We start from the raw sequence: 25,199 nt of genomic DNA on the forward strand, positions 1-25,199 counted from the left end.
CTCAGGCCTGCTCGCCGAAGATGTCGATGGTGCCTTCGCGGACGGTGATGATGGCCCGCTTGACGTCCTTGCGCTTACCGATGCCGTCGCGGGTGCGGTAGACCTTGCCCTTGCGGTTCTGGGTCGCGACCGCTCCGACCTTGACGCCGAAGATCTTCTCCACGGCAATCTTGATCTCGGTCTTCGTGGCCCGGGGGTCCACCTCGAAGGTGTACTTGCCCTGGTCCATCAGCGCCGAGGACTTCTCGGTGACGACGGGCTTGAGGATGATGTCGCGGGGGTTCTTGCCCGCCTCGATGGTGCTCACTTGGTCTCCTCCTTGGTGCCGAGGAAGGTCGCCAGGGAGCCCTCGGTGAACACGACGTCATCGTGGTCGAGCACGTCGTAGGTGTTCAGCTGGTCGGCCCACAGGACGTGTGCCTCCTGCAGGTTGCGCAGGCTCAGTGCGGCGAGTGCATCCGAACGCTCCAGCACGACGAGGGCGCGACGGTCCTCGACGAGGGAACGCAGGGTGGCCTTGGCCGCCTTGGTGGAGGGCTTCTCGCCCTCGAACAGGGCAGTGACGACGTGGACGCGGCCGTTGCGGGCGCGGTCCGACAGGGCACCGCGGAGTGCCCCGACCTTCATCTTCTTGGGGGTCCGCTGCGAGTAGTCGCGGGGCTGCGGGCCGTGGACCGTGCCACCACCGTTGTACTGGGGGGCGCGGATGGAGCCCTGACGGGCGTTGCCCGTGCCCTTCTGGCGGTAGGGCTTCTTGCCGCCACCGGAGACATCGGCACGCGTCTTGGTCGCGTGCGTGCCCTGGCGGGCAGCCGCGAGCTGGGCGACGACGACCTGGTGGATCAGCGGGATGTTCGTCGGAGCGTCGAAGACCGAGGCAGGGAGATCGGCGGTGCCGACCTTCTTGCCTGCGACGTCCAGGACGTCAACGGTACGAGCGTCGGACATGATCACGCACCCTTCACGGAGGAGCGAACCAGGACGACGCCGTTCTTGGGTCCCGGGATGGCGCCGCTGATGAGCAGCAGCCCCTTCTCGGTGTCCACGGCCTGGATCGTCAGGTTCTGGATGGTTCGGCGGGCGTTGCCCATGCGGCCGGCCATGCGCTGGCCCTTGAAGATGCGACCGGGGGTCGCGCACGCGCCGATGGAGCCGGGCTTGCGGTGGTTGCGGTGGGCACCGTGGGAGGCGCTGTCGCCGCGGAAACCGTGGCGCTTCATGACGCCCGCGAAACCCTTGCCCTTGGTGTTGCCCGAGACGTCGACCTTCTGGCCGGCCTCGAAGATCGCCGCGTCCAGCTCCTGGCCGAGCTCGAAGGCATCGGTGTCGGAGGTGCGGACCTCGGTGAGGTGGCGGCGCGGGGAGACCCCGGCCTTGTCGAAGTGACCAGCCAGCGGCTTGGTCACCTTGCGGGCGTCGATCTCGCCGAAGCCGAGCTGCACGGCGGTGTAGCCGTCCGTGTCCTCGGTGCGCACCTGCGTCACGACGTTGGTGCCCACCTGCACGACAGTCAGCGGCACGAGGTGCCCCTCGGCATCCCAGACCTGGGTCATGCCGAGCTTGCGGCCGAGCAGCGCCTTCACGGGCGCCGCCGCCTGCTGCTTGGTGTCAGTTGTCATTGCAGATGTCCTCAGAGCTTGATCTCGATGTTGACGTCCGCGGGCAGGTCGAGACGCATGAGCGAATCGACGGCCTTCGGCGTCGGGTCGATGATGTCGATGAGCCGCTTGTGTGTGCGCATCTCGAACTGCTCGCGGCTGTCCTTGTACTTGTGGGGCGACCGAATGACGACGAACACGTTCTTCTCGGTCGGCAGCGGCACCGGGCCCACGACTGTGGCACCCGCGCGCTGCACGGTTTCCACAATCCTGCGCGCGGAGCTGTCGATGACCTCGTGGTCATAGGACTTGAGCCGGATGCGGATCTTCTGTCCCGCCATGCCGTCATACCTCTTCTCGTACAGCTTCGTCACCGGTCCCCGCATTCGGGCGTGTCGCTTGCGCGAGGCACACTCTTCCGCGGTTCCCCCCTACTGTCCGGGAGGTGGACCGTTGTCTTGTCCAAAGAACCAGGGCATTTCGCCCGGCCCAGAGAGTTTCTGGATCGGCCCCGCCTGCGCGGGGCAACCGCACCAGTCTGGCAGAAACGCACCAGCCACTTCAAGTCAGGAGACCTGAGGACCCATGTGAATCCGCCGACAGGACGCGGGCACGACCTCGGATGCGCCATCTCCGGTCCGATGAGGACCCGGGCCCGAGTGGGCTCGGTCCCGTCAGGACCTGGGCGACGTACCGGGGTCTCCCCCGTCCTTCGGTGGCGTGCTCGCGCACCCCACCTCCGGCACCGGTTGTCCACCCTACCCCCCACTCGGGCGTGTCGCGAAGTCTCCGGGGTGTGAGATGCGTGTGAGATGCGGCGGGTGTGCCGGATCGGCCGGCACGAACACCCCCGGGGAACATCCGCACGGGAAGTCGACGCTGAATGCCTCCTCGGACATCCGGAGTCGACCTCACAGGCGGTTCGAGCCCGGTTTGCGCCCCAGCACCCCCTGAAGTCGACCGCCAGTGTCCCCGGGCGCATCCACAGTCGACCTCACAGCCCAATCCACCCCAGATCGCCCGCCAGCACCCCCTGAAGTCGACCACCAGTGTCCCCCCCGAACATCCACAGGCGACCTCACGGGCCATTCCACCCCGAACCGGGCCCCACAGCCCCCTGAAGTCGACCGTGAGTGCTCCCCGGAGCCCTCAGCCTTCGGAACCAGGTGTGCCCGTCGCGTCTGCGTCGCCCACCCCGCCTGCGCCCACGCCCGCAGCCTTCACCTTCGCCTTGGGCGGGTAGCCGGAACGCCAGATGTACACCCCCACCAGCACAGTGCCGCCCGCCAGTGCCACGGCCCACCACGGGAAGCCGGGGATGTCCGGCGGAGCACCTGCGGCGTCGACGTCCTCCTGGGGTGTCGGAGTGATCCGCTCCCCTGTGACCAGGATGCGCTGGGAGTTGATACCGAGCGGGGTGCAGGTGACCAGGGTGACCAGGTCCTTGCCCTCCACGGGGAGCAGTGACTCGGTCTGGTCAGGATCGACGACCTTGGTGTCGTAGACCCTGTAGGTGAGGACTTGGTCAAGGACCTCGATGGTGAAGGTGTCGCCGATCTTCACCTTGTTGAGGTTGGTGAAGAGTGTGGCGGTGGCCAGGCCACGGTGTCCGGTCAGAACCGCGTGGGTGCCAGCGCCACCCACGGGGAGGGAGGTTCCCTCCAGGTGTCCGATGCCCCTGGCCAGCGTCTCGTCCGAGGTCCCGTGGTAGACGGGCAGGTCGACGTCGATGGAGGGGATCTTGATGCGCGCCATCATGCCGGTGGTGTCCGCGGTCAGGAGCGCGTTGTACTTCAGGTCCTCGTTGGTGGAAGTGCCATCCCCTGTGGGAAGACGGTGGTCGGCCTCCAGCAGGGCGCCCGCGTTGAGCGCGTCGTTGTACTCATGGGCCTGCTCCAGTTGCTCCGCGGCCGAGGGACTGATGCCCGCGGCGACCTCGGTCGAGTAGTTGGTGACGAGTTGGGACTGGTTGTACTGGGAGAACCAGCTGGCCACCGTCGGATAGAGCGCGACGCACATGCCGAGCCATGCGGCAAGCCCCGCGACGAATGCCAGCACCGGGAACCGCCACCCACCCTGCGCAATGCCGGTCCTGTGGGCTGGTGCGCGCCTCGCCGCATGTCTCGGTGCCGCGCTGGTGGCCATGTGTTCTCCGATTCTCGAGGTGCGGTTCCGCCCCTGAGGCCCACGAGGGCGGCTCCGGGAGCTGCACCACAGTGACTCTCCTGGTGCATGACACAGGTGTGGCGGGGAGGTGTTGACCTCCCCGCCACACCTGCTGTTCTCATTCGGACCGTTCAGGCACGGTCACGCCGGGTAGCCTGTGCTCTGCGCAACCGTGTCCCGGTTCAGCCCTGGTTCTGGTGGCTGCGCTTGCGCGCGACCAGAGCAGTCCCGCCGGCCAGCAGCACCAGGGCGCCGCCGCCGAGCAGCGCGAGCAACTGCCCGTTGGCGCCGGTGAGCGGCAGCTTCCACTCGGAAACCTGCTGGTTCTCGACCGGCTTGTAGTTGTTGGTTCCGATTTCGTTCGCGGCACCGGTCGGGCGGACCGTCTGACCAGCGACGATCGTCACCTCACGCGGGGCCGTGTCGAGTTGGTAGCCGGTGGGGGCGACCGTCTCGACCAGGTAGTAGCTGCCCGGTTTGAGGTTGCTGATCTTCAGGTAGCCAGTATCTGTGGTCGGACCCCACTCGTTCACGCCGTTGACCACGACGCGCTGGGTCTTCGCCGTGTCAAGGTAGAGCGCGAACTTCGCGCCACCGAGACCGGTGATCGTCGGGGTCTCGGTCGAGCTGGTGTCAGCCCACTTGAAGATCTCCAGCTCGCCGACGTCCGTCGGGGTGTCGGTGGTGACGGTGCCGTCGTTGACGTTACCGACCACGCTGTTGGTCACCTCGCCGTCGCCGACAGCGACCAGCTTCGTGAGGATGGATGCCGTCACGGTGCCGCCCTGGGCATTGTTCTGCAGCCATTCCAGTCCGACCGTGGTGGCCTTCAACGTGAGGGTGATGCCCGCGGGTGTCGTCGGGTCCCACTCGAAGGTGCCCGCCGGAACGGTCAGTACGGTTCCCGCGGCATCCGTCACGGTGAACGAGTTGCCGTCGACACCGGTGGGCAGCGTCGCGACGAAGGAGAGCTCGGCCGCAACGATCGTATCAACGATCTCGAACTTGGTGAGGGTGTCCCCCGTGGTCAGGTTCGGCACGTCGAGCGCGATCTCCCAGCGCACGAGGTCACGGTTGAGGTCCTCCGCCGAGCCAGCAGCGGGCTCCTTCACGGTCTTCGTGATGGCGGTGACCGAGTTCTTCGGGTAGGCGTGCACGTCGTAGTTCCAGGTGTTGTCACCCGTGGCGAACGGCAGGCTCACGATGAACGGGGCAGCCTTGTCGGTGATGTTGTTGTCGCCCTTGTCCGCCCCCTCAACAATCAGGTAGATCCCGAAGCCGAGGTCATCGGTGCCAGCCGCACCCGAGGCGTTACCGAAGGTCGCGGCACCGTCGGTGCCCGTCTCCTGGGTCTCGACGGGGGTCACCGGGTAGTTCGTGCCACCGATCGTCACCGAGGTCGCGGGGTCGGCATCCGGCACGGGAACAGCACCGCCGTTGATCGCCGTGGACACGGCGGTCGCGGTGGTCCAGCCCTCCACGGTGGTGAGGTCAATGTTGCTCAGCTTGTACAGCGAGAACTCGACGCCCGAGAGGGGGTTCGCGGGAGCCGTGTCCAACTCGGTGCCGTCACCAGCCTCGCCGACGGGCGAGGGCTGCGCGTGCTTGTGCACGGTGATGGTGCTGTTGCCGTTGCGGCTGTTGTCGATGTTCGCGGGGATCGCGGCGGATGCCGGGGATGCCAGCGCGACAGCGCCTGCGAGGCCCACCGCTGCGGCGCCGAGGGCTGCGACGATGCGCCTCCCCAGGCTCGTGTGTGTGTTCATGGGATGTGTTTCCTTTCGTGTGCGCCGCCTTCGCACGGCACGAGTGTGTGGTGGAACGTGGTTCCGGAGGAGACCAGGTGCTGCTCACCTGGCCATGCCCCAGATCAGGCGGCCGGTGTGGCCGCCAGGATCAAGATGCATGTGCGCGCAGGGACCTCCTCCTGTGGAGCCAACCGCCGATTCCTGCCAGGGCGAGCAGGCCGCCCCCGACCAGGAGGAATGTGTCGGTCCCGAGCCCACCCGTCAGCGGTAGGGACACGCTGGGTACGGCGGCATTCACGAACCGATACGTCGCGCTCTCGGAGTTGCCGAGCATGATGTCGGCACTGCCGACCGTCTCCCACTCGTTCTCGGAGGCATCCCAGCGTTCGAGACCCAGCTGCTGGTACGCCAGACTCGTTCCGGCATCGGCGAGCACCTCAGCGAGCGTGTAGGTGTGCCCTGGGCGCACGCGGAACGTGCTGGCGGTCCCTTCGGCCGTCTCCGCGCCCGCGACCGTCGTGGATTCCAGACCGTCGACTCCGGGCGCCGGCGTCGCCGTCAGGTTCCAGTCATCGGCTTCGAACGACGCATCGCCCTCGACGTGCTTGAGCAGCGTGAGCGACGCGGTCTCGTTGTTCGCCGTGCACCGGACGACGTACCCCATGGGTACCGTGACGCCGCCCTCGATGCCATCGATGAAGTCGGATATTATCGCTCCCGTCGTGGGGTTCACCCGTTCACAGGTCATCGTCCCGGTGGATTGCCGATTGATGAGGGGGATCGTCCGCTCGTCAGTCTGCACATACCGGGGATCGCCTCCGCTCTCTGCGAGCTGATACGTGACGCCCGGGGTGATCTCACCGCTCGGATCCGCTCCGCCGTCGGGGGCCGGACTACTCGGGCTGAGCGAGTTGCTCTGACCCGTCGGCCCGGCCAATGCGCCATCAGGCGCGATCGCCGTCAAGGTCCACAGGTTCGGCTCGACGCCGTAGTCGGCAACGCGCTTGCGCAAGACCAGCTCGGTGGTGCATTTGACGACGTTCGTAAAGGTGACGGTCGAGCGCCCTGCTGGGAGCGCGCTGTAGGGCAACGACCCCGTGCGGCTTCCGTTCGCGTCGGGATCGCTCAACGGAACGTCGACGTCCTGACCGTTGACGTTGGTGATCGTGGCGCTGACGAGCTCGCACTGCAGATTCGAGTCGGTCTTGCCATAGGTCTCGCCCACCGTAACGATGTCACCAGCTGCGTAGCCGGTGCGCTCGACCCCCCATCCGATCTGGGTCAGAGGGGCACTACTCGAGGCGCCGGGGTCGGAGATCAACGGAATCGCCTGGAACTCGGCGTTCTGCTGTCCATCGGGCACAGGGTCGGCCCCGTTGATCACCCACTGCTTCTCAAGGGTGATCGATGCTTGCTCGTCCGGCGCCCGGTTGTACACCGTGCAACTGACCCCCGTGGAGGAAGGAACGTCGACGCTGAAACCGGTGGGGATTGAGGAGTCGTTCGTCACCGTCACCGCAGCCCCGTTGTCCAGCCGCTTGCACACCGCCCGCGCGCCGTTCTGAGTCACCAGCTCGTAGCCCGACTGCTGAGTCTCTGCGAGAGTCACCGTCGCCGATGACTGCGTACCTGGCAGCGTAATCGGGAAGTTCACAGTGCCGGTGCCGTCGTTCGTGGTTGCCTTCACTGAATCGGAGATCGTGACCGGGCTCGTCGCCGATGCCGTGAACTGCCATCCCGCAGGGGCCGTCACGGCGCCCGTGACGTCCTCGTTCGAGGTCGTGTTCGGGACGATCATCTTCGTCACCGATACCGACGATGCGCAGTTGCCGAGCGCCATCGCACGCACAGCAGCTGCGGCGTTCGCGTAGGAAGACTCCTGGAAGTAGTCGGCGGTGGTCGCGTTGCCAGCGTCGCTCGAGTACTTCGTCGGGCCGCTGATGGCTGCGAGGTTCGACGCGGTGGTCGCATCGGTCACCCCGGAGCCGACGCCAACGGCGAGGATGCGACTGCCCTCGGCCTTCACGGCGTTGGCGGAGAAGATGGCGTTCTCCATCTCGCGGAGCCTTGTGTAGTCACCGGGGCCCTCGCCGGCCTGGTAGAAAGTCGGGTTGCCGTCGGTGATGACGACGACGACGTCATAGGTCGGTGCGGCCTGGGCGACAGTCGCGAGCGCGCGGTCCCAGTTCGTCCCGCCGTCAGATGTCCAGCTCGACCATCTGCTGGTGAAGGTGTTGGCCTGCGTCTGGGTGGACACTGAAGTCAGCGCGGGGTAGTTCGCCGTGGCGTTGTTGGCGGGGCTGCCCGTGGAGAAGGAGAACAGTGCGGCCCGCGACTGCGTGCCGACCAAGCTGTTCGTGATCGTCGCTGCTGCCGACTTCAGGTTTGCCAAATCGGTTGAGGTCACCGAACCAGAGAGGTCAAGGACGATCGCCATATCGAGCCCGCACTGGGCCGGGAGCACCGGGTTGTTCCGGGATTGCTGCCAGACTCCGCCGGAAGCATTACGAGTGGCGCTGGTGCCGTTGGTCGAGCTGAGCATGAAACCGTTGTTGCCCGTCACGGTGCTTCGGTAGGTCCTGTTCGCGGCGAGGTTCGCGCCCAAGCGAAAACGGTAGGGGGTGGCCTCGCTGTTCCCGCCGGTTCCGCTACCGGTACGCAGCGTCGCGTTCACGAACCAACCCGTCGGCACGCTCGTCTGCACGACCCACGGCCGGAACGAGTTGTCCCCGACTCCTCCGGTTCCCGCAATCGGCACCTCGAACGCGCAGAGACCGGTCGCATCCGAGACGCACGTTGCCCACGACTCGCTGCGCTGACTGATCGGCCCATTGTCGTTGCCGTTCCACAACTGCAGCGTCACGCCCGCGAGACCGAGCACGGTCGTCAGGCCCTGCCGGTCGCCGCCCACCTGCACCTGGATCGTCGCGTAGCCGGTGCGGTTGAAGGTGAAGTCACCGAAGTCGTGTGTGTTAGTACCCTGCCCGGCGTTCCAGTTGCCGGTGTTGTTGTTGTTTCCCGTCGACGGGATGTCCTCCCAGTCGGTCGACGCCGTATAGCCAGTCGGCGCCGACAGAACCCGCACCCGGTATCGCGAACTCGTGGAGACCTCGTTGCTCGACGTAGACGGGGTGAGGTACTTGACCAGGAATTCGCCAACGTCGGGGTCCCGGTCGTAGCCGGTGCACGGCGCGGAGGTGCAGTCGGTCACGCTGCGCTCAGTACCCCAGCTCACGCTCGGGCCACGGCCCGCGCGAGGACCAGCGAGTGTGAACGTCGCTCCGCCGATGAGGGCGCCGGTGCCGTCGACGGCCTTCCAGTACAGGTACGGTGCGTCGACCGTTGTCTCGGGACCGAGGGCGAACGGCGTGATCGCCGCGAGTCCCCCCACCTCCTCCGACGCAGTCGACAGGTCCTGATCATCCGCACTGTCATCTGCTTCGTTGCCAGCCTCATCCGCAAGGTTGCCGCTCGATGCCTCTGAATCCTCGTCACTGACCTCGGACGCACTGTCCTGCGGAGTGGGCGTCACCTCCCACTCCACGTCACCATCGCCTTCAACCGCCTGCGTGGATTCGTCCTCCGTGGCCTCCGAAGGTTCACTGGCGACGACATCGTCACCAGCCCCACCATCGGTCGTGTCACCCACCGCGGACGCCACACCGCCCAAGCTCGTCACGAACATCAGTGAGGCCGCAGCCACTGCGAGGAGCGACCTCCAACCACGCGCTCCGCCACCGCCGACACTGGCGTGGGCGGGTCCCTGTCGCTGAGTACTCATCAGGTTTCCGGCTCCTCTGCTTGAGGTCACACAAGGGCGCCGGAGTCGGCCCCGCGCGCGCCTCGCGGATGGGATGTGGGAACGAACCTACCAGCTGGAAAACGTTCCGACAACCCCCTGACGACAACCGCGTCCACCCCGTTCGTCTGGGCCGCAATTGTTTGTGGGCGCTTACCACACGCTTGGCAAGTCTGTCATGGATATGCAGTGGTTGACATAGATGCATATCAGCTCGAACTCTTGTCATCGCGTCAGTGTTTGTGACCCGCACCATCCTCACCCCTGCTCATCCGCATGAGCGGGCAGTCAGTACCAGAGGAGGCCGGACACGGCTGCTCACCTCTCCACCGCCAGGGTCACACCACCCGTGCATGACTATGCAGCGATGCCACCCGCACAGGTCATCGCGCACACACCCCTGCACACCGCACGCACACGAGAAAGGGGTCTGCCCCCTCCAGCTCTCGCTGGAGGGGGCAGACCCCTGTGGGACCGATCAGACCTGTCAGTTCACCCAGTCACCCGGGCGTCCCGCAGGCCGATCGCTCCCGTGACGCTGATGATCTCAGGCGTCGATCTCGGTGACTCGACCTGAACCGACGGTGTGGCCGCCCTCGCGGATGGCAAAGCCCAGGCCGGGCTCCATCGCGATGGGGTGGATCAGCTCGACGTCGATTTCGGTGGTGTCACCGGGCATGACCATGTCGGTGCCCTCGGGCAGCTCGATGACGCCGGTCACGTCCGTGGTACGGAAGTAGAACTGCGGGCGGTAGTTGGTGAAGAACGGCTTGTGACGGCCGCCCTCGTCCTTCTTCAGGATGTAGACCTGGCCCTTGAACTTCGTGTGCGGCGTGATGGAACCGGGCTTGGCCACGACCTGGCCGCGCTCGACCTCGTCGCGCTTGGTGCCACGCAGGAGCAGACCGCAGTTCTCGCCGGCCCACGCCTCGTCCATCGACTTGTGGAACATCTCGATGCCGGTGACCGTGGTCTTCTGAGTCGGGCGGATGCCCAGGATCTCGACCTCGGAGTTGATCGGCAGCTTGCCGCGCTCCACTCGCCCGGTCACGACGGTGCCGCGGCCGGTGATGGTGAAGACGTCCTCGACGGGCATGAGGAAGGGCTTGTCCATGTCGCGCTCGGGCGTCGGGATGTAGTCATCCACGGCGTCCATGAGGACCTCGATCTGCTTGGTCCACTCGGGGTCGCCCTCGAGGGCCTTCAGCGCGGAGACGCGGATGATCGGGGCGTTGTCGCCGTCGAAGCCCTGCGAGTTGAGCAGGTCGCGGCACTCCTCCTCGACGAGCTCCAGCATCTCCTCGTCATCGACCATGTCCGCCTTGTTGAGGGCGACCAGGATCGTGGGCACGCCGACCTGACGGGCGAGCAGGACGTGCTCACGGGTCTGGGCCATCGGGCCGTCGGTGGCGGCGACCACCAGGATCGCGCCGTCCATCTGGGCGGCACCGGTGATCATGTTCTTGATGTAGTCGGCGTGACCGGGGGCGTCGACGTGTGCGTAGTGACGCTTCTCGGTCTGGTACTCGACGTGGGAGACGTTGATCGTGATGCCACGATCGCGCTCCTCCGGGGCGTTGTCGACCTGGTCGAACGGCGTGAAGTCGTTCAGCTCCGGGTACTTGTCGTGCAGCACCTTGGTGATCGCTGCGGTGAGCGTGGTCTTGCCGTGGTCAACGTGACCGATCGTGCCGACGTTGACGTGCGGCTTGGTGCGCTCGAACTTGGCCTTCGCCACTGGTGTCCTCCTGGACTCGGGTAGATGTTCTCTCAGCCTTTGGCTCGGTGTCACTGTAACACCGACGGGACAGGAGATCCTACAGGGTTTTCTATTGGTGTAGGGCGGATCTCCCCGGCGCGGCGGCAACTCCCGCCACCACCGCTCCGGGGGTCCGGGTGGGACTCCGCGTCTCCGCGACGCCCCACCCGGACCGGGGTCGATCCGACCCCGTGGGACTCACTCGCCCCGAGACTTCCCGATGATCTCCTCGGCGACGTTCCGGGGGACCTCGGCGTAGCTGTCGAACTGCATCGAGTACACCGCACGACCCTGGGTCTTGGACCGCAGGTCGCCGACGTAGCCGAACATCTCCGACAGCGGGACGTGCGCCTGGACCACGCGCACGCCGTGCTGCTCGTCCATGGACTGGATCGAGCCGCGACGGGAGTTGAGATCGCCGATGACGTCGCCCATGTACTCCTCGGGCGTACGCACCTCGACCTCCATGATGGGCTCCAGCAGGACCGGCTTGGCCTTCTTGGCAGCCTCACGGAACGCCATGGAACCGGCGATCTTGAAGGCCATCTCGGAGGAGTCGACCTCGTGGTAGGCGCCATCCAGCAGGGTGGCGCGGATGTCCACCATCGGGTAGCCGGCCAGGACGCCGGACTGCATGGCGTCCTTGATGCCGTGGTCCACCGACGGGATGTACTCGCGCGGCACGCGACCACCCGTGACCTTGTCCACGAACTCGTAGTCCTCCTCGGAGTCGGTGGGGATGGGCTCAAGTGCGATGATCACGCGTGCGAACTGGCCGGAACCACCGGTCTGCTTCTTGTGCGTGTACTCGAACTTCTCGACCTTCTTGCGGATGGTCTCACGGTAGGCGACCATCGGCTTGCCGACGTTGGCCTCGACCTTGAACTCGCGACGCATGCGGTCCACGATGATGTCCAGGTGGAGCTCACCCATTCCGCCGATGACGGTCTGGCCGGTCTCCTTGTCGAGCTCGACGGTGAAGGTCGGGTCCTCCTCCGCCAGCTTCTGGATGGCGACACCCATCTTCTCCTGGTCGGCCTTCGACTTGGGCTCGACGGCGACGTGGATGACGGGCTTGGGGAAGGTCATCGACTCCAGGATGATCGGCTTGTCGATCGCGCAGAGCGTGTCGCCGGTCGTGGTGTCCTTCAGGCCGATCACCGCGTAGATGTGGCCGGCGTGGGCCTCGTCGACGGGGTTCTCCTTGTTGGAGTGCATCTGGAAGATCTTCCCGATGCGCTCCTTCTTGCCCTTGGTGGAGTTCAGGACCGCGGAGCCCGCGTCCAGCTTGCCCGAGTAGACCCGGATGAACGTCAGCTTCCCGAAGAACGGGTGGGCGGCGATCTTGAAGGCCAGGGCCGCGAAGGGCTCGTTCTCACTGGGCTTGCGGGACTCGGTCTCCCCCTCGTCCTCGTGGCCGGGCTTGAAACCGGTGACGTCCGGGACGTCGAGGGGGGAGGGCAGGAAGTCGATGACCGCATCCAGCACGGGCTGGGTGCCCATGTTCTTCAGGGCGGTGCCGGAGTAGACGGGGAACGCCTTGCCGGCGATCGTCAGGGCGCGCACGCCCTCCTTGATCTGGTCGATGGTGAGCTCACCATTCTCCAGGTAGGCGTCGGTCAGCTCGTCGCTGCCCTCGGCCGCGGCCTCCATGAGTGCCTCGCGGTACTCGATGGCGCGGTCGACCAGGTCGGCGGGGATCTCCCCCTCCTCGACGATGGCACCCAGCGTCGGGTTGCCCTGGGCATCCTTGGCGGGGTAGCGCAGCGCCTTCATCGTGAGCAGGTCGATGTTGCCCTCGAAGTCGTTCTCCGCACCGATCGGCAGCTGCATGACGATGGGGGTCGCCTTGAGGCGGTCCTTGATCGTCTGCACCGAGAAGTAGAAGTCGGCGCCCAGCTTGTCCATCTTGTTGATGAAGCAGATGCGGGGGACGTCGTACTTGTCGGCCTGGCGCCACACGGTCTCGGACTGGGGCTCCACGCCCTCCTTGCCGTCGAAGACCGCGACGGCGCCGTCGAGCACGCGCAGGGAGCGCTCGACCTCGACCGTGAAGTCCACGTGACCGGGGGTGTCGATGATGTTGATCTGGTTGTTCTTCCAGAAGCAGGTGACGGCCGCGGAGGTGATGGTGATCCCGCGTTCCTTCTCCTGCTCCATCCAGTCGGTCGTCGAGGCGCCGTCGTGGGTCTCGCCGATCTTGTAGTTGATGCCCGTGTAGAACAGGATGCGTTCCGTCACGGTCGTCTTGCCGGCATCGATGTGGGCCATGATGCCGATGTTGCGGACCTTCCTCAGGTCGGTCAACACCTCGTGTGCCACGGAGTTGTGTCCTAACGCTTGAAGTTGCGTGGATGTGGTGTGGGCTCCCCCACGAGGGCGGCCCCTGCCTGCCGGTCCCGCTGCACCCCGCTCACGCGGGGCGACACGGACTCAGGCGGCGACGCCCTCGTGAAGGAGGACGGTCACCAGCGGTAGTGGGCGAACGCGCGGTTCGACTCGGCCATCTTGTGCATGTCCTCGCGACGCTTGACAGCGGCGCCGAGGCCATTGGAGGCGTCCATGATCTCGTTGGCGAGACGCTCGGTCATCGTCTTCTCGCGACGCTGGCGGGAGAAGTCGGTGAGCCAGCGCAGGGCCAGCGTGGTCTGGCGCGCGGGACGCACCTCGACGGGGACCTGGTAGGTCGCTCCGCCGACTCGGCGGGAGCGGACCTCCAGGGCGGGGCGGATGTTCTCCAGCGCGCGCTTGAGCACGACGACCGGATCCTGGTCCGTCTTCTCGCGCACGGTCTCGAGCGCGCCGTAGACGATGCGCTCGGCGACGGTCTTCTTGCCGTCCAGGAGGACGCGGTTCACCAGCTGGGTGACGACCTTGGATCCGTAGACCGGGTCGTCGACGAGCGGACGCTTGGGAGCGGGGCCCTTACGAGGCATTACTTCTTCTCCTTCTTCGCGCCGTAGCGGGAACGGGCCTGCTGGCGGTTGCGGACACCCTGGGTGTCCAGCGAGCCGCGCACGATGCGGTAACGGACGCCGGGGAGGTCCTTCACACGACCGCCACGGACCAGGACGATGGAGTGCTCCTGGAGGTTGTGACCCTCACCGGGGATGTAGGCCGTGACCTCGATGCCGGAGGAGAGGCGCACACGCGCGACCTTGCGGAGGGCCGAGTTCGGCTTCTTCGGGGTGGTCGTGTACACGCGCGTGCACACGCCGCGACGCTGGGGCGAGCCCTTCAGCGCGGGGGTCTTCGCCTTCGCGCGCTTCGAGCTGCGTCCCTTGCGGACGAGCTGCTGGATTGTAGGCACTGGGTCTCCAGTTCTGTTCTCTGATACTGCTGTGGTGGCGGGGCCGGTGGTGCGCGTGCGATGCCTGTCGCCCGGTGCGTGGTCCGTGGTCCTGCCCTGATGTTCAGTCAGCCGATGCCCGGGTCCCCTGTCCGCGGACAGCACCGTCCGTCAGGGGCCGGTGCGCCATGATGACCGGTGTGCCGCCAGCTGTCTGCTGCGTGTGCGGGGCACGCCCCGGGGGGCGGGCCGTACACGGTGCAACTCCTGGCTGCGGCGGTCAGAGGATGACGCCCGGAGCTCCGACGGAGGGAGCCCGCGCGTCCCCGGTGGACTGGCCGATCACGGGAGGCTGGTCGGCGCAGGGCGCCGGGACCTCTGGGATCGGGGTTCGGTGGGGACGTTCAGTGGACCCGAAAGCCTCGGGTACCGCGGAACAGTCTAGTGGCGCGGGGTTTGGGGCGTCAACGCGGGGAAAGGTGAGGTCCGGCGCACCCGGCCCCGGTGGCGTCGCGAAGTCCGCTCACTTCTGACCGCGAAGTCCGTCCCACTCGCCGAGCCTCTGGCTGAGCCTCTGGCCTGGGACGCATGTGTCCGCAGACTCGGTCCCGTCGATGGTCAGAACCAGCCGTCTCAACCCGGCCGCCCGAACAGGCAAACCCCTGACCTGCACAAACACTCCACCCTTCAGGCCAGGGCGGGTCGAGACAGCGGATCCGCGTCACCACTCCCGTCCACAACCGCCATCTCAACCCCCAGCTGACAAGAACCCGCCGTTTCAATCCCGTCGCGGAACAGAATCCGCCGTCTCAATCCCGTCGCGGAACAGAATCCGCCGTATCAATCCCCAGCTGACAAGAATCCGCCATCTCAATCCCGTCGCGGAACAGAATCCGCCGTATCAACCCGGCCGCCCGAACAGGCAAACCCCTGACCTGCACAAACACTCCACCCTTCAGGCCAGGGCGGGTCGAGACAGCGGATCCGCGTCACCACTCCCGTCCACAACCGCCATCTCAACCCCCAGCTGACAAGAACCCGCCGTCTCAGTCCCGGCGATGGGCAGAACCAGCCGGATCGCCCCTGACAGGCGTGAGAACCTGCCGCTTCGACCCCGGCACCTGTCATCAACAGCATCTGTGTCCCATCGCATCGATCGCATCAAGGATGCGAGACACACCCGCACCCGAGCGAAGTTGATCGGGCCAGCGCAGGCTCGGGCGGAGTCCCTTAGGGTGGTGGCAATTCCTGCAGGTCAGCGAGCATCCTTGGGGTGTTGGTGGGCCATCGTGGGTGTCCAGAGTTTCGACCAAGAATCCTAGGAGTGTTCCCACGATGGCCCGCAACCAGTCTGCCCTGTCCACCTTGATCAGTGAAGTCCTGTCCGACCCGAGCCTTGCAGGAGACGCCGTGTTCCGTCGACTGTTGGAGGCGGGCCTCCAAGACCTCATCGATGCTGAGGCCACCACCAAGATCGGGGCGGGGCGCTATGAGCGCAGCGAGTCCCGCCTCACCCGACGCAACGGAAGTCGCGACAAGACGGTGTCCACCCCGGCAGGAGACGTGGTGGTGGCCATCCCCAAGCTGCGTGAGGGGTCCTTCTTCCCCAGCCTCCTCAACCCCCGCNCACCTACTTCTGGACGGAGTTCCTACGATCCTTGCGCGAGCGCGGCCTCAAGGTCTCAACCGACACTGACCCACTGGGAGTGCAAGTCGTCACCAGTGACGCCCACCAAGGCATCAAGAACGCCGTCAAAGCCATCCTCACCGGCGCCTCTTGGCAACGCTGCCGCGTCCACTTCGCTCGCAACGTCACCCAGACCCTGGGCTCCACCCGCTCCAAGCCCGTCAACGCCCTCATCGCCACCATCTTCGCCCAGACCACCCCAGAGGCCGTCAAGGACGCCTACCACCAGGTCGTGGCCTCCCTGACCCCGACCTTCCCCCAGATCGCCCAGATGCTCACCGACGCCGAAGTCGACCTCACCGCCTTCGCTGACCAGCCCCGCCCCCACTGGCAGAAGATCTGCACCACACAACCCCATCGAGCGACTCAACCGCGAGATCAAACGCCGCACCGACGTCGTCCAAGTCTTCCCCGACGACGCCTCCGCCACCCGCCTCATCGGAGCCATCCTCCAAGACCAAAACGAGGAATGGCAATACGGGGAACGCCGCTACCTCTCAGAGACCTCCATGCGCGACCTTACTGACCAACTCACCCACCCCAACCACCCCGACCCCACCCACCTCCTCACAGCCTGAAACCAACCCCCACCAGCCCAAACGAAACAACAGACACTTACACCACCAACAGGGACTTGATCCAGGCTCGACTTCGGACTTCCAACCCTGAACCTCCGACCGATCCTGCTTCCACAGGAACGCCCACCCCTCCTCCTTCATCCACAGGCGCGCGCTCCGGGGCTGCCCCAATCATCGCGTTCACCCAAGGATGAGACCGAATCCCGCACACGGATCTCCAACGCCTGGATCCTGTGCGGACTGACTACCTGGGTGGTCATTCACCCGCCACGGCCGCAGGGAATGATCGCGGACATGGGCGGATGGGCGAGCGCCTGTCGACGACGCAGGCACTGGCACCGGTACCTGCACCACCGACAGCAACAGCAACACCGACACCGACACCGACACCGACACCGACACCGACACCGACACCGACACCGACACCACACAATCACAGTCATCAACAGGAGGGCAGGCACATGAACGGTCACATCCGGGGCACCATCGTCCCGGTCGAGGAGGTCGACAGACACCTCATGCTTCGCAGACGCTCAGAGGCTCGCGGCCTGCGCAAGGCGCTCGCCTCCGGCTCCGTGGTGAGGATCCACTGTGGTGCCTATCTGGATGCGGACTACCTTCGTTCACTCCCAGATCGGTGGCACGCGACCAGGGCAGTGGGGCTGGCCCGCATCCTGGCGACATCCCTGGATCGCCAGGTCACCGTCATCGGCGCATCGGCAGCCATCCTGCACGGCGTGCCCCAGCTCGATCCGTCGCCGCCGGTCCACCTCTGGGCGCCGACCCGACCGGGCGGGACAAGCCCCCCTCTGCCGGCGGTCCGACTTCCCCACGGAGGGATCGTTCCAGCAGGTCGAACCCTGGTCCACACAGGTGCCGCTCTCGGCAGTGACTTCAGCCTCGCATCCGGGCGGGAGTCCGTCGGAGCACTGGACACGCTGCCACTCGCCGGTGCCATCGCATCCGCGACCCTGATCGCACCGCCGAGGGACTCCTTCGTCCTCGCCTCCGGAGGGATCCGCATGATGTGCGGGTTCGACAGGAGACGCCAGGACCACAGCCGGGTGGAGGAGGAGTCGGCCCGAGCCCAGCTCCTCGACATGGTGCACGCCCTGCCTGCGCGCACCCGCAACCGACGCGTCGCCCTCTGGACACTCCACAACGCCGACGCCGGATGTGAGTCCGTTGGCGAAGCCCTGTTGCTGTGGATCCTGAGGTCCCACGGCATCGTGGGTACCCTCACCCAGGTCCGGGTCGCGGCCGGGAGCAGGACCTACTACATCGACATCGGCATCCCTGGGGTCCTCCTCGCGATCGAGTTCGACGGCAGCGCCAAGTACGGGGAGGACGGGGAGGAGGTCCTCGACGCCTTCAAGGGCCAGGAACGTCGCCAGAAGGACATCGAACGGGAGGGCTTCCTGGTCTTGCGCTTCCGCTGGTCCGAGCTCCGCGATCCGCCAGCTGTCCTGTCCGAACTGCGCGCCCGGCTCGCCAGCGTCGGCCGAACCCTCCCGGTGGACCCCTCCGCGACGCTGACGTCATTCCTGCACGGGTGAGATCGGGGCCTGGAGTGCGGTACTGCGTGGGGCCGCCCTCGTCGCCGGGTTCGGCCGACCGGGCTGCGAGGGGTGGTGCCGCCCTCGTCCGCCCCCTCACGAGGGCGCCCCCGGCGGGCCGGGCCCTGCGGCTGCAGAATCAGGCGGACCCGGCGTGCACAGCTTCAAGGCGCCGCAGAACTCACCCGCCCCCGGTCAGGACAGAGCCGGTTGGCCGACGTGCGCGAGATTCGGCTCAGACCTCACGGCACCGACGGCGGCCTCCACCTGCGGCGTCGGTCCCGCGACGAACACATACTCGACGTTGCGCAGGTGCGACACCTGACCGACACGCTCACCGGTCGGGCCGTGGATGCCGATCTGTGCGCCGACGTAGCGCTTCGAGTCGAAGACCACGAGGCGCACGTCCTCGTAGCCGGCGTCGCGGAGTGCGAGCATCATCTGGTCGGCGGTGATCCAGGACTCGTCGTTGTAGGACACCATCAGGACCTGGGTGTTGGTGTGACCGAGGAGTTCGGTGAAAGCAGTGGGCATCTCGCGCTTCTTGTTGAAGACCGACTTCGTCCGGTCGTCCCTGCAGTCCGCGCGTTTGCGGGCGACGCCGTAGGTCTCGGGGGAGTCCCAGCGGACCAGGGTCTCCCAGATGTGGTAGTTCGTGAAGTACCGGTGCTGGTTGTAGGGCGGGTCGAGGTACATGAGGTCGGTGCGTGGCAGACGCGTGACGAGGCGTGAGGCGTCGCCGCGCAGGGCATGCCCCACGCCGGGGAGCAGCTCCGGGATGCGCAGTTCCAGGTCGTTGAACGCACGCGGTGCCCACCTCTTGAGGTAGGCCATCTGGAGTCCGGTGGTGGAGTCCACGCGGTCAGCCGCCTCCATCAGACTGGTCAGGAGGATCGGGAACAGCGGGGTTTCGCGGTAGTCCTCGAGTGCGTCGCGGATCGCATCGACCCGTTGCCCGTTCTTGGGCTGGAAGAAGCGGGCCTCCTCGCAGAAGGTGTGGGTGAAGTAGCCCGGGTGCCCGGGCAGCGCGGACAGACGGACGAGGGCGCCCGCCAGCTCGTCGGTGTCGACGGCGCAGGCATCTGCCTCGATGTAACAGGCCGCGAGGACCTCGGAGTAGGTCGCGATGTCGCAGGCGGTGACCTCCATGCCCCGCCTCTTAAACTCCTGGGCCACGCGGGTGGTACCTGCGAAGAGGTCCACGGCAGTCCGTGCCCCGGTGGCGGAGGCCATCCGCCCGAGAGCGGGCACCAGAGCCCGCTTCGATCCGAGGTACTTGATCATGGGTCGACCCTACCCATCAGTTGATGGTGGGGGCGGAGCGTCCGGAAGTCACTCAGGCTGTCCGGACGACGGCATGCTGTCCCGAGCACCGCCCGACCCTCCTGCACGCCGCCCCGCCCGCAGGTGCGGGCGGGGCGGGTCCGGCGTCAAGACCGTCAGGGGTCGCGTCTGCCAGACCTCAGAGCGGAAGGCCCAGGTCCTTGGCGATCTTGCGCGGGCCGTCGAACTGGACGGCGACCAGGCCGGCGACCGTGAGCAGGCCGACCCAGAACGTGAGCTTCACGAGCTTCTTGAACATGATGTCCTCCCTTTGGTGGTCGCTCCCAAGGATATGCGCGGCTGGCGGGATTCGTCAGGACCCATGGGCCCTGACTTGGATCAGCCGGGGACCCGCCGGATGACCTCCAGGGTCGACTCCAGGGGCGTCCGGGCCGTCCCTCGTTGCGGAAGCGCCCGGGAGATCAGGCAGCCACTCACCGAGAGACACCCCGGTCGAACTCCCTGGCGAGCGGGGCCCAACAGCATTGGGAGTTCATCAGGTACAGGCAGATTCCGTCTCTTCGAACGGACGACCAGCTGAGCCTGCGCCCGTTCCTACGATGGACACACGGCCCATCGCCTGTGCGATCCCTTTCGACCTGCCTCCGATGCGCGAGAGGGGCATCCCTGTTACGAGCGACGCCATGCGACCCCGATGGCATTGCTTGCAGTTGGCGGGGTTGGCCCGGAGTGAAGTGGCACGCTCTTGCTGTCTGTGGACAGAAACGGCAGGTTCTGACGTCTGCCGAGAGCGAGCCGGCCGATCCTCGCCACCGCCGGGATCAAGATGGCGGGTTCTGGTCCGCAACGAAATCGAGACAGCGGATTCCGACGCCTGTCGGGGGCGAGGCGGCTAATTCTCACCACCGCCAGGGTCGAGATCGCGGATTCCTGCCAGCTGGGGGTCGAGATCGCGGTTCTGAGCGGGGGCATCGTCACGAATCCGCTGTCTCGACCCGCCCTGCGCTGAAGGGTGGAGTGTTTGTGCAGGTCAGAGCCTCATCCCTCTTGGAGTAGGGGTTGAGACAGCAGATTCTGGCGTGGCACGGGGTTGAGATGGCGGACTCACGTCACGTGGATGTCGACATTGGTGCGGAGTGCGGAGTGCGGAGTCTGGCCAGCTTGATGCGGGCGCAGACGCGAGGCTCGGGCAAGGGCCCGTGTCTGGGCGTCACCCATCCAATGACCGCAACGAGCGACGATCTCAGCGACCTTCCGGCCCTTGGGCGGTCCGAATACAGCCTTGAGATCGTCCCTCATCGCGTGAACATGATCAGCGCACCGGACAAGACTCGCGACGACCGCCGACACTGCACCAAGTGACATCCGGACTCGTCCTCATCAGCGTCCGGGCAGCCCCTGGAGCCAGAACGCATCCATGAAGGCAGCCGGTACCGATCGGCGGCCCTGCTGACATCTGCGGCTGCTCTCAGCCCCGCAGCGTCCGGGGGCTGGATGGACCGGAGGTCGAAGGATTGTCGTCGCCCCTGAGAGCAAACTTCGAGCCTGAACCGAACGAACCTCGGGACTGAAGCAGAACGAACCTCGGCGGGTGCAACTCTCGAAGAACCCAGACACTGAAGGGGCCCGGACGCTTTCGCGTCCGGGCCCCACTCATCCAACTGAACACCGCCGCACCGCGTCCACCCACCGACGAGGCGTGCCTCGCGGTCCTGAAGAGGCGTGCCTCGCGGTCCTGAAGAGGCGTGCCTCGGCGGGAGGGAGGGCGGAGGGGGGATTACTCCTGGAAGGGCATCCCGAAGTCGATGTTCTCCAGGGAGTGCAGGAAGTCCTCCGACACCTGCCCGTCCTGGAAGTCGGCCTCGGAGTAGTTCGAGTTGGCCAGCGCCTCCGCGGTGGGCTCGACGTGGACGCGGTTGTAGCGCGCCAGGCCGGTGCCCGCCGGGATGAGCTTGCCCAGCATGACGTTCTCCTTGAGCCCGACCAGCGGGTCCTTCTTGCCGTTCATCGCGGCCTCGGTCAGCACCTTGGTGGTCTCCTGGAAGGAGGCCGCCGACAGCCACGAGTCCGTGGCCAGGGACGCCTTGGTGATGCCCATGAGCATCTGGCGGCCCGACGCCGGCTGTCCACCCTCGGCAGCGACCTTGCGGTTCTGCCCCAGGTAGGCCATGCGGTCCACCAGCTCACCGGGCATGAACGTGGTGTCGCCGGGCTCCAGGATGGTGACCTTGCGCAGCATCTGGCGCACGATGACCTCGATGTGCTTGGAGTGGATGTCCACGCCCTGGGAGCGGTAGACCTCCTGCACCTCGTCGACCAGCTGCTTCTGGGCTGCGTTGCGACCACGGATGCGCAGGACCTCCTTGGGGTCCAGACGACCCCTGGTCAGGGCGGTGCCGGCCTCGACGTGCTGGCCCTCCTCGACCTCGAGCTCCTGGCGACGCGAGACCTCGATGACCAGGTCCTCCTTGCCGTCGTCACGGGTGATGACGATGCGGCGGGCGGAGGGATCCTCGTCGTCGATGTGGACGCGGCCGGCGGCCTCGTTCATCTTCGCCTCGGCCTTGGGTGTGCGGGCCTCGAAGAGCTCCTGCACACGCGGCAGACCCTGGGTGATGTCGGCGGCGGACGCGGCGCCACCGGTGTGGAAGGTACGCATCGTCAGCTGCGTGCCGGGCTCACCGATGGACTGTGCGGCGATGATGCCGACGGCCTCGCCGATGTCCACCGTCTTGTTGGTGGCCAGCGAGCGGCCGTAGCACATGGCGCAGGTGCCCACCGCGGACTCGCAGGTCAGCACCGAGCGGGCCACGATCTCCTCCACGCCGGCCGCAGCCAGCTGGGCGAGCTCGGGGTCACCGAGTGCCGCGCCGGCGGGCAGGACAACCGAGCCGTCCTCCCCCACCGCGTCGCGGGCCAGGGTCCGGGCGTAGGCGGTGGTCTCCACCGACTCCAGGGCCACCCAGTTGCCGTCGGCGTCCTTCTCGGCGATCGGGATGCGCACACCCGAGCGGGTGCCGCAGTCCTCCTCGCGCACGATGACGTCCTGGGAGACGTCGACGAGACGACGGGTCAGGTAGCCGGACTCGGCGGTACGCAGTGCCGTGTCGGCCAGGCCCTTGCGGGCGCCGTGGGTGGCGATGAAGTACTCGAGCACCGTGAGGCCCTCGCGGTAGTTGGCCTTGATGGGGGTCTCGATCAGCTTCTGCTTCGGGTCCGACACCAGGCCACGCATACCGGCGATCTGCTGGATCTGGCTCCAGTTGCCTCGGGCTCCCGAGTTCACCATCCGGTAGACGGTGTTGCGGGCGTCGAAGTTGGCGCGCATGTCCTCCGCGACCTCGTTCGTGCACTCCATCCAGAGGTCGACGAGTTCCTTGTAGCGGTCCTCGTCCGAGATCAGGCCGATGTCGTAGGAGTCCTGGACCTGGGCGGCCTGGGACTCGTACCGGGCGAGGATCTCCTTCTTGTTCGGAGCTGCCTGGATGTCGGAGAACGCGATCGTGACGCCCGACCAGGTCGACCAGTAGAAACCGGCCGCCTTGAGGGCGTCCAGGGACTCCGCGACCAGCACGTTGGGGTACATGTCGGTCAGGGTGTTGACCAGGTTCCCCAGCTGCTTCTTGGCCACGACCCCGTTGATGTAGGGGTAGTCGACCGGCAGCGCCTCGTTGAAGATGGCGCGACCCAGCGAGGTCTCCAGGATGATGTCGTCACCCTCGGACCAACCCTCGGGGGCCACCCAGTCCTGCGGGGGCACGATGTCGGTGAAGCGGATCCGCGCCTTGGCGTTGAGGTCCAGGTCACCGGCGTCGAAGGCCATGCGGGCCTCGGCCACCGTGGCGTACGTCGGGACGATCTCGTTGCCGTCCTCGTCGTGCTCCACGGGCAGGGAGGCGTTGGGCTCCGAGGTCAGGTGGAACAGGCCGATGACCATGTCCTGGGTGGGCATGGCGACCGGGCGGCCGTCGGAGGGCTTGAGGATGTTGTTGGTGGACAGCATCAGGATGCGCGACTCGGCCTGCGCCTCGGTGCCGAGCGGCAGGTGGACCGCCATCTGGTCGCCGTCGAAGTCGGCGTTGAAGGCGCCACAGGCCAGCGGGTGCAGCTGGATGGCCTTGCCCTCGATGAGCTGCGGCTCGAAGGCCTGGATGCCCAGGCGGTGCAGCGTGGGAGCGCGGTTGAGCAGCACGGGGTGCTCGCGGATGACCTCGTCCAGGACGTCCCAGACCTCGGGGCGCTGGCGCTCGACCTTGCGCTTGGCCGCCTTGACGTTCTGCGCGAAGTTCTTCTCGACGAGGCGCTTCATGACGAAGGGCTTGAACAGCTCCAGGGCCATCTGCTTGGGCAGACCGCACTGGTGCATCTTCAGCTGCGGGCCGACGACGATCACGGAACGACCGGAGTAGTCCACGCGCTTGCCCAGCAGGTTCTGGCGGAAACGCCCCTGCTTGCCCTTGAGCATGTCGGAGATCGACTTCAGGGGGCGGTTGCCGGGGCCGGCCACGGGCCGCCCTCGTCGACCGTTGTCGAAGAGGGCGTCCACGGACTCCTGGAGCATGCGCTTCTCGTTGTTGACGATGATCTCCGGGGCGCCCAGCTCCAGCAGCCTCTTGAGTCGCGTGTTGCGGTTGATGACGCGACGGTAGAGGTCGTTGAGGTCGGAGGTCGCGAAGCGGCCACCGTCCAGCTGCACCATGGGGCGCAGGTCCGGGGGGATGACCGGGATGTTGGTCAGCACCATGGACTCCGGCTTGTTGCCGGTCTGGATGAAGGCGTTGACGACCTTGAGGCGCTTGAGCGCCCGGGTCTTGCGCTGGCCGGTGCCCGTCGCGATGGTCTCGCGCAGGGAGACGATCTCGGCCTCCAGGTCGAAGGTCTGCAGGCGCTTCTGGATGGCCGCGGCCCCCATGTCGCCCTTGAAGTACGTCCCGTAGCGCAGGACCATGTGGCGGTAGAGGCGCTCGTCGCCCTCGAGGTCACCGACCTTGAGGTCCTTGAAGCGCTCCCACACGGTCTCCAGGCCGTCGATGTCCTGGTCGAAGCGACGACGGATCTGGCCCATCTCGCGCTCGCCGGCCTTGCGCTCCTTCTCACGCTCGGACGCCTTGGCACCGTCGGCCTCCATCTGGGCCAGCGTCTGCTCCAGGCGCTCGGCACGCGCGTTGATGGCGGTGTCGCGCTGGTTCTCCAGGTGGCCCTTGTCCACCTCGAGCTCGCCGCGCAGGTCGGCGAGGTCCTCGGCGCGACCCTTCTCGTCGACCTCGGTGATCATGTAGGCCGCGAAGTAGATGACCTTCTCCAGGTCCTTCGGGGCCAGGTTCAGCAGGTACCCCAGGCGCGAGGGCACGCCCTTGAAGTACCAGATGTGGGTGACGGGGGCGGCCAGGTCGATGTGCCCCATGCGCTCACGGCGCACCTTGGAGCGGGTGACCTCCACGCCGCACTTCTCGCACACGATGCCCTTGTAGCGGACACGCTTGTACTTCCCGCACGCGCACTCCCAGTCGCGTGTGGGCCCGAAGATCTGCTCACCGAAGAGACCGTCACGCTCGGGCTTGAGGGTGCGGTAGTTGATGGTCTCGGGCTTCTTCACCTCGCCCCAGGACCACGCGGCGATGTCGTCGCTCGTCGCGAGGGTGATCTGGAGGCTGTCGAACGTCTTGGCGTCGAGCAAGGTTTGACTCCTTGATGTAGTAACACCGGTTCCAGCGAATGAGGTCTGCCCGCGCCGC

General features: G+C 66.5%; 14 protein-coding genes and 1 pseudogene. 2 read left to right on the top strand and 13 right to left on the bottom strand.

Annotated features, from left to right (window positions below; genetic code table 11):
• Position 1: 1 nt before the first annotated feature.
• From rplW to rpsL, 11 genes are all read right to left on the bottom strand, one after another.
• The gene (gene rplW / locus BQ9890_RS08430) at positions 2 to 307 is read right to left on the bottom strand and encodes a 50S ribosomal protein L23 (RefSeq protein WP_075890799.1); all 306 of its coding nucleotides are present in this window, start codon (positions 305 to 307) and stop codon (positions 2 to 4) included.
• Complete coding sequence (rplD, locus tag BQ9890_RS08435) at positions 304 to 948, bottom strand: 50S ribosomal protein L4 (RefSeq protein WP_075890801.1); 645 nt, start codon at positions 946 to 948, stop codon at positions 304 to 306. Before rplD ends, rplW begins: the two co-directional genes overlap by 4 nt.
• 2 nt (positions 949 to 950) lie before the next feature.
• Complete coding sequence (rplC, locus tag BQ9890_RS08440) at positions 951 to 1,619, bottom strand: 50S ribosomal protein L3 (RefSeq protein WP_075890803.1); 669 nt, start codon at positions 1,617 to 1,619, stop codon at positions 951 to 953.
• A gap of 11 nt (positions 1,620 to 1,630) precedes the next feature.
• Entirely contained in the window at positions 1,631 to 1,939 is a 309-nt protein-coding gene (gene rpsJ, locus BQ9890_RS08445; RefSeq protein WP_043536173.1) for a 30S ribosomal protein S10, read from the bottom strand.
• An 808-nt stretch (positions 1,940 to 2,747) separates the two neighbouring features.
• Positions 2,748 to 3,743 (bottom strand): class C sortase, encoded by a 996-nt coding sequence (locus BQ9890_RS08450; RefSeq protein ID WP_195907650.1) that lies wholly within the window; start codon positions 3,741 to 3,743, stop codon positions 2,748 to 2,750.
• 203 nt (positions 3,744 to 3,946) lie between these two features.
• A complete protein-coding gene (locus tag BQ9890_RS08455; protein WP_075890807.1) occupies positions 3,947 to 5,530 on the bottom strand; it encodes a SpaH/EbpB family LPXTG-anchored major pilin in 1,584 nt (527 codons plus the stop codon).
• Positions 5,531 to 5,660: 130 nt separating this feature from the next.
• Entirely contained in the window at positions 5,661 to 9,215 is a 3,555-nt protein-coding gene (locus tag BQ9890_RS08460; protein ID WP_075890809.1) for a vWA domain-containing protein, read from the bottom strand.
• Between the two features lie 643 nt (positions 9,216 to 9,858).
• Positions 9,859 to 11,049, bottom strand: coding sequence for an elongation factor Tu (tuf, locus tag BQ9890_RS08465; RefSeq protein ID WP_075890811.1), 1,191 nt, complete (start codon positions 11,047 to 11,049; stop codon positions 9,859 to 9,861).
• A gap of 219 nt (positions 11,050 to 11,268) precedes the next feature.
• Entirely contained in the window at positions 11,269 to 13,392 is a 2,124-nt protein-coding gene (gene fusA, locus BQ9890_RS08470; RefSeq protein ID WP_075890813.1) for an elongation factor G, read from the bottom strand.
• A gap of 143 nt (positions 13,393 to 13,535) precedes the next feature.
• The gene (rpsG, locus tag BQ9890_RS08475) at positions 13,536 to 14,006 is read right to left on the bottom strand and encodes a 30S ribosomal protein S7 (protein ID WP_043536162.1); all 471 of its coding nucleotides are present in this window, start codon (positions 14,004 to 14,006) and stop codon (positions 13,536 to 13,538) included.
• Positions 14,006 to 14,380, bottom strand: a complete 375-nt coding sequence (gene rpsL, locus BQ9890_RS08480; RefSeq protein WP_075890815.1) for a 30S ribosomal protein S12 — start codon at positions 14,378 to 14,380, stop codon at positions 14,006 to 14,008. Before rpsL ends, rpsG begins: the two co-directional genes overlap by 1 nt.
• Before the next feature lie 1,314 nt (positions 14,381 to 15,694).
• Here rpsL and BQ9890_RS08485 point away from each other — a divergent pair.
• Positions 15,695 to 16,624 (top strand): annotated as a pseudogene (locus BQ9890_RS08485) (transposase).
• Between the two features lie 461 nt (positions 16,625 to 17,085).
• Positions 17,086 to 18,180 carry an endonuclease domain-containing protein gene (locus BQ9890_RS15880; protein ID WP_075890817.1) on the top strand — a complete coding sequence of 365 codons (1,095 nt, stop codon included), beginning with the start codon at positions 17,086 to 17,088 and terminating at the stop codon, positions 18,178 to 18,180.
• 195 nt (positions 18,181 to 18,375) lie between these two features.
• Here BQ9890_RS15880 and BQ9890_RS08500 read toward each other — a convergent pair whose 3' ends face one another.
• Together BQ9890_RS08500 and BQ9890_RS08510 are read right to left on the bottom strand one after the other, a co-directional pair.
• Positions 18,376 to 19,464, bottom strand: coding sequence for a DNA adenine methylase (locus BQ9890_RS08500; RefSeq protein WP_075890819.1), 1,089 nt, complete (start codon positions 19,462 to 19,464; stop codon positions 18,376 to 18,378).
• A 1,777-nt stretch (positions 19,465 to 21,241) separates the two neighbouring features.
• Complete coding sequence (locus BQ9890_RS08510; RefSeq protein ID WP_075890823.1) at positions 21,242 to 25,141, bottom strand: DNA-directed RNA polymerase subunit beta'; 3,900 nt, start codon at positions 25,139 to 25,141, stop codon at positions 21,242 to 21,244.
• Positions 25,142 to 25,199 lie beyond the last annotated feature (58 nt).

Origin of the sequence: Actinomyces provencensis, assembly GCF_900155435.1 — a bacterium.
Classification (GTDB): domain Bacteria; phylum Actinomycetota; class Actinomycetes; order Actinomycetales; family Actinomycetaceae; genus Pauljensenia; species Pauljensenia provencensis.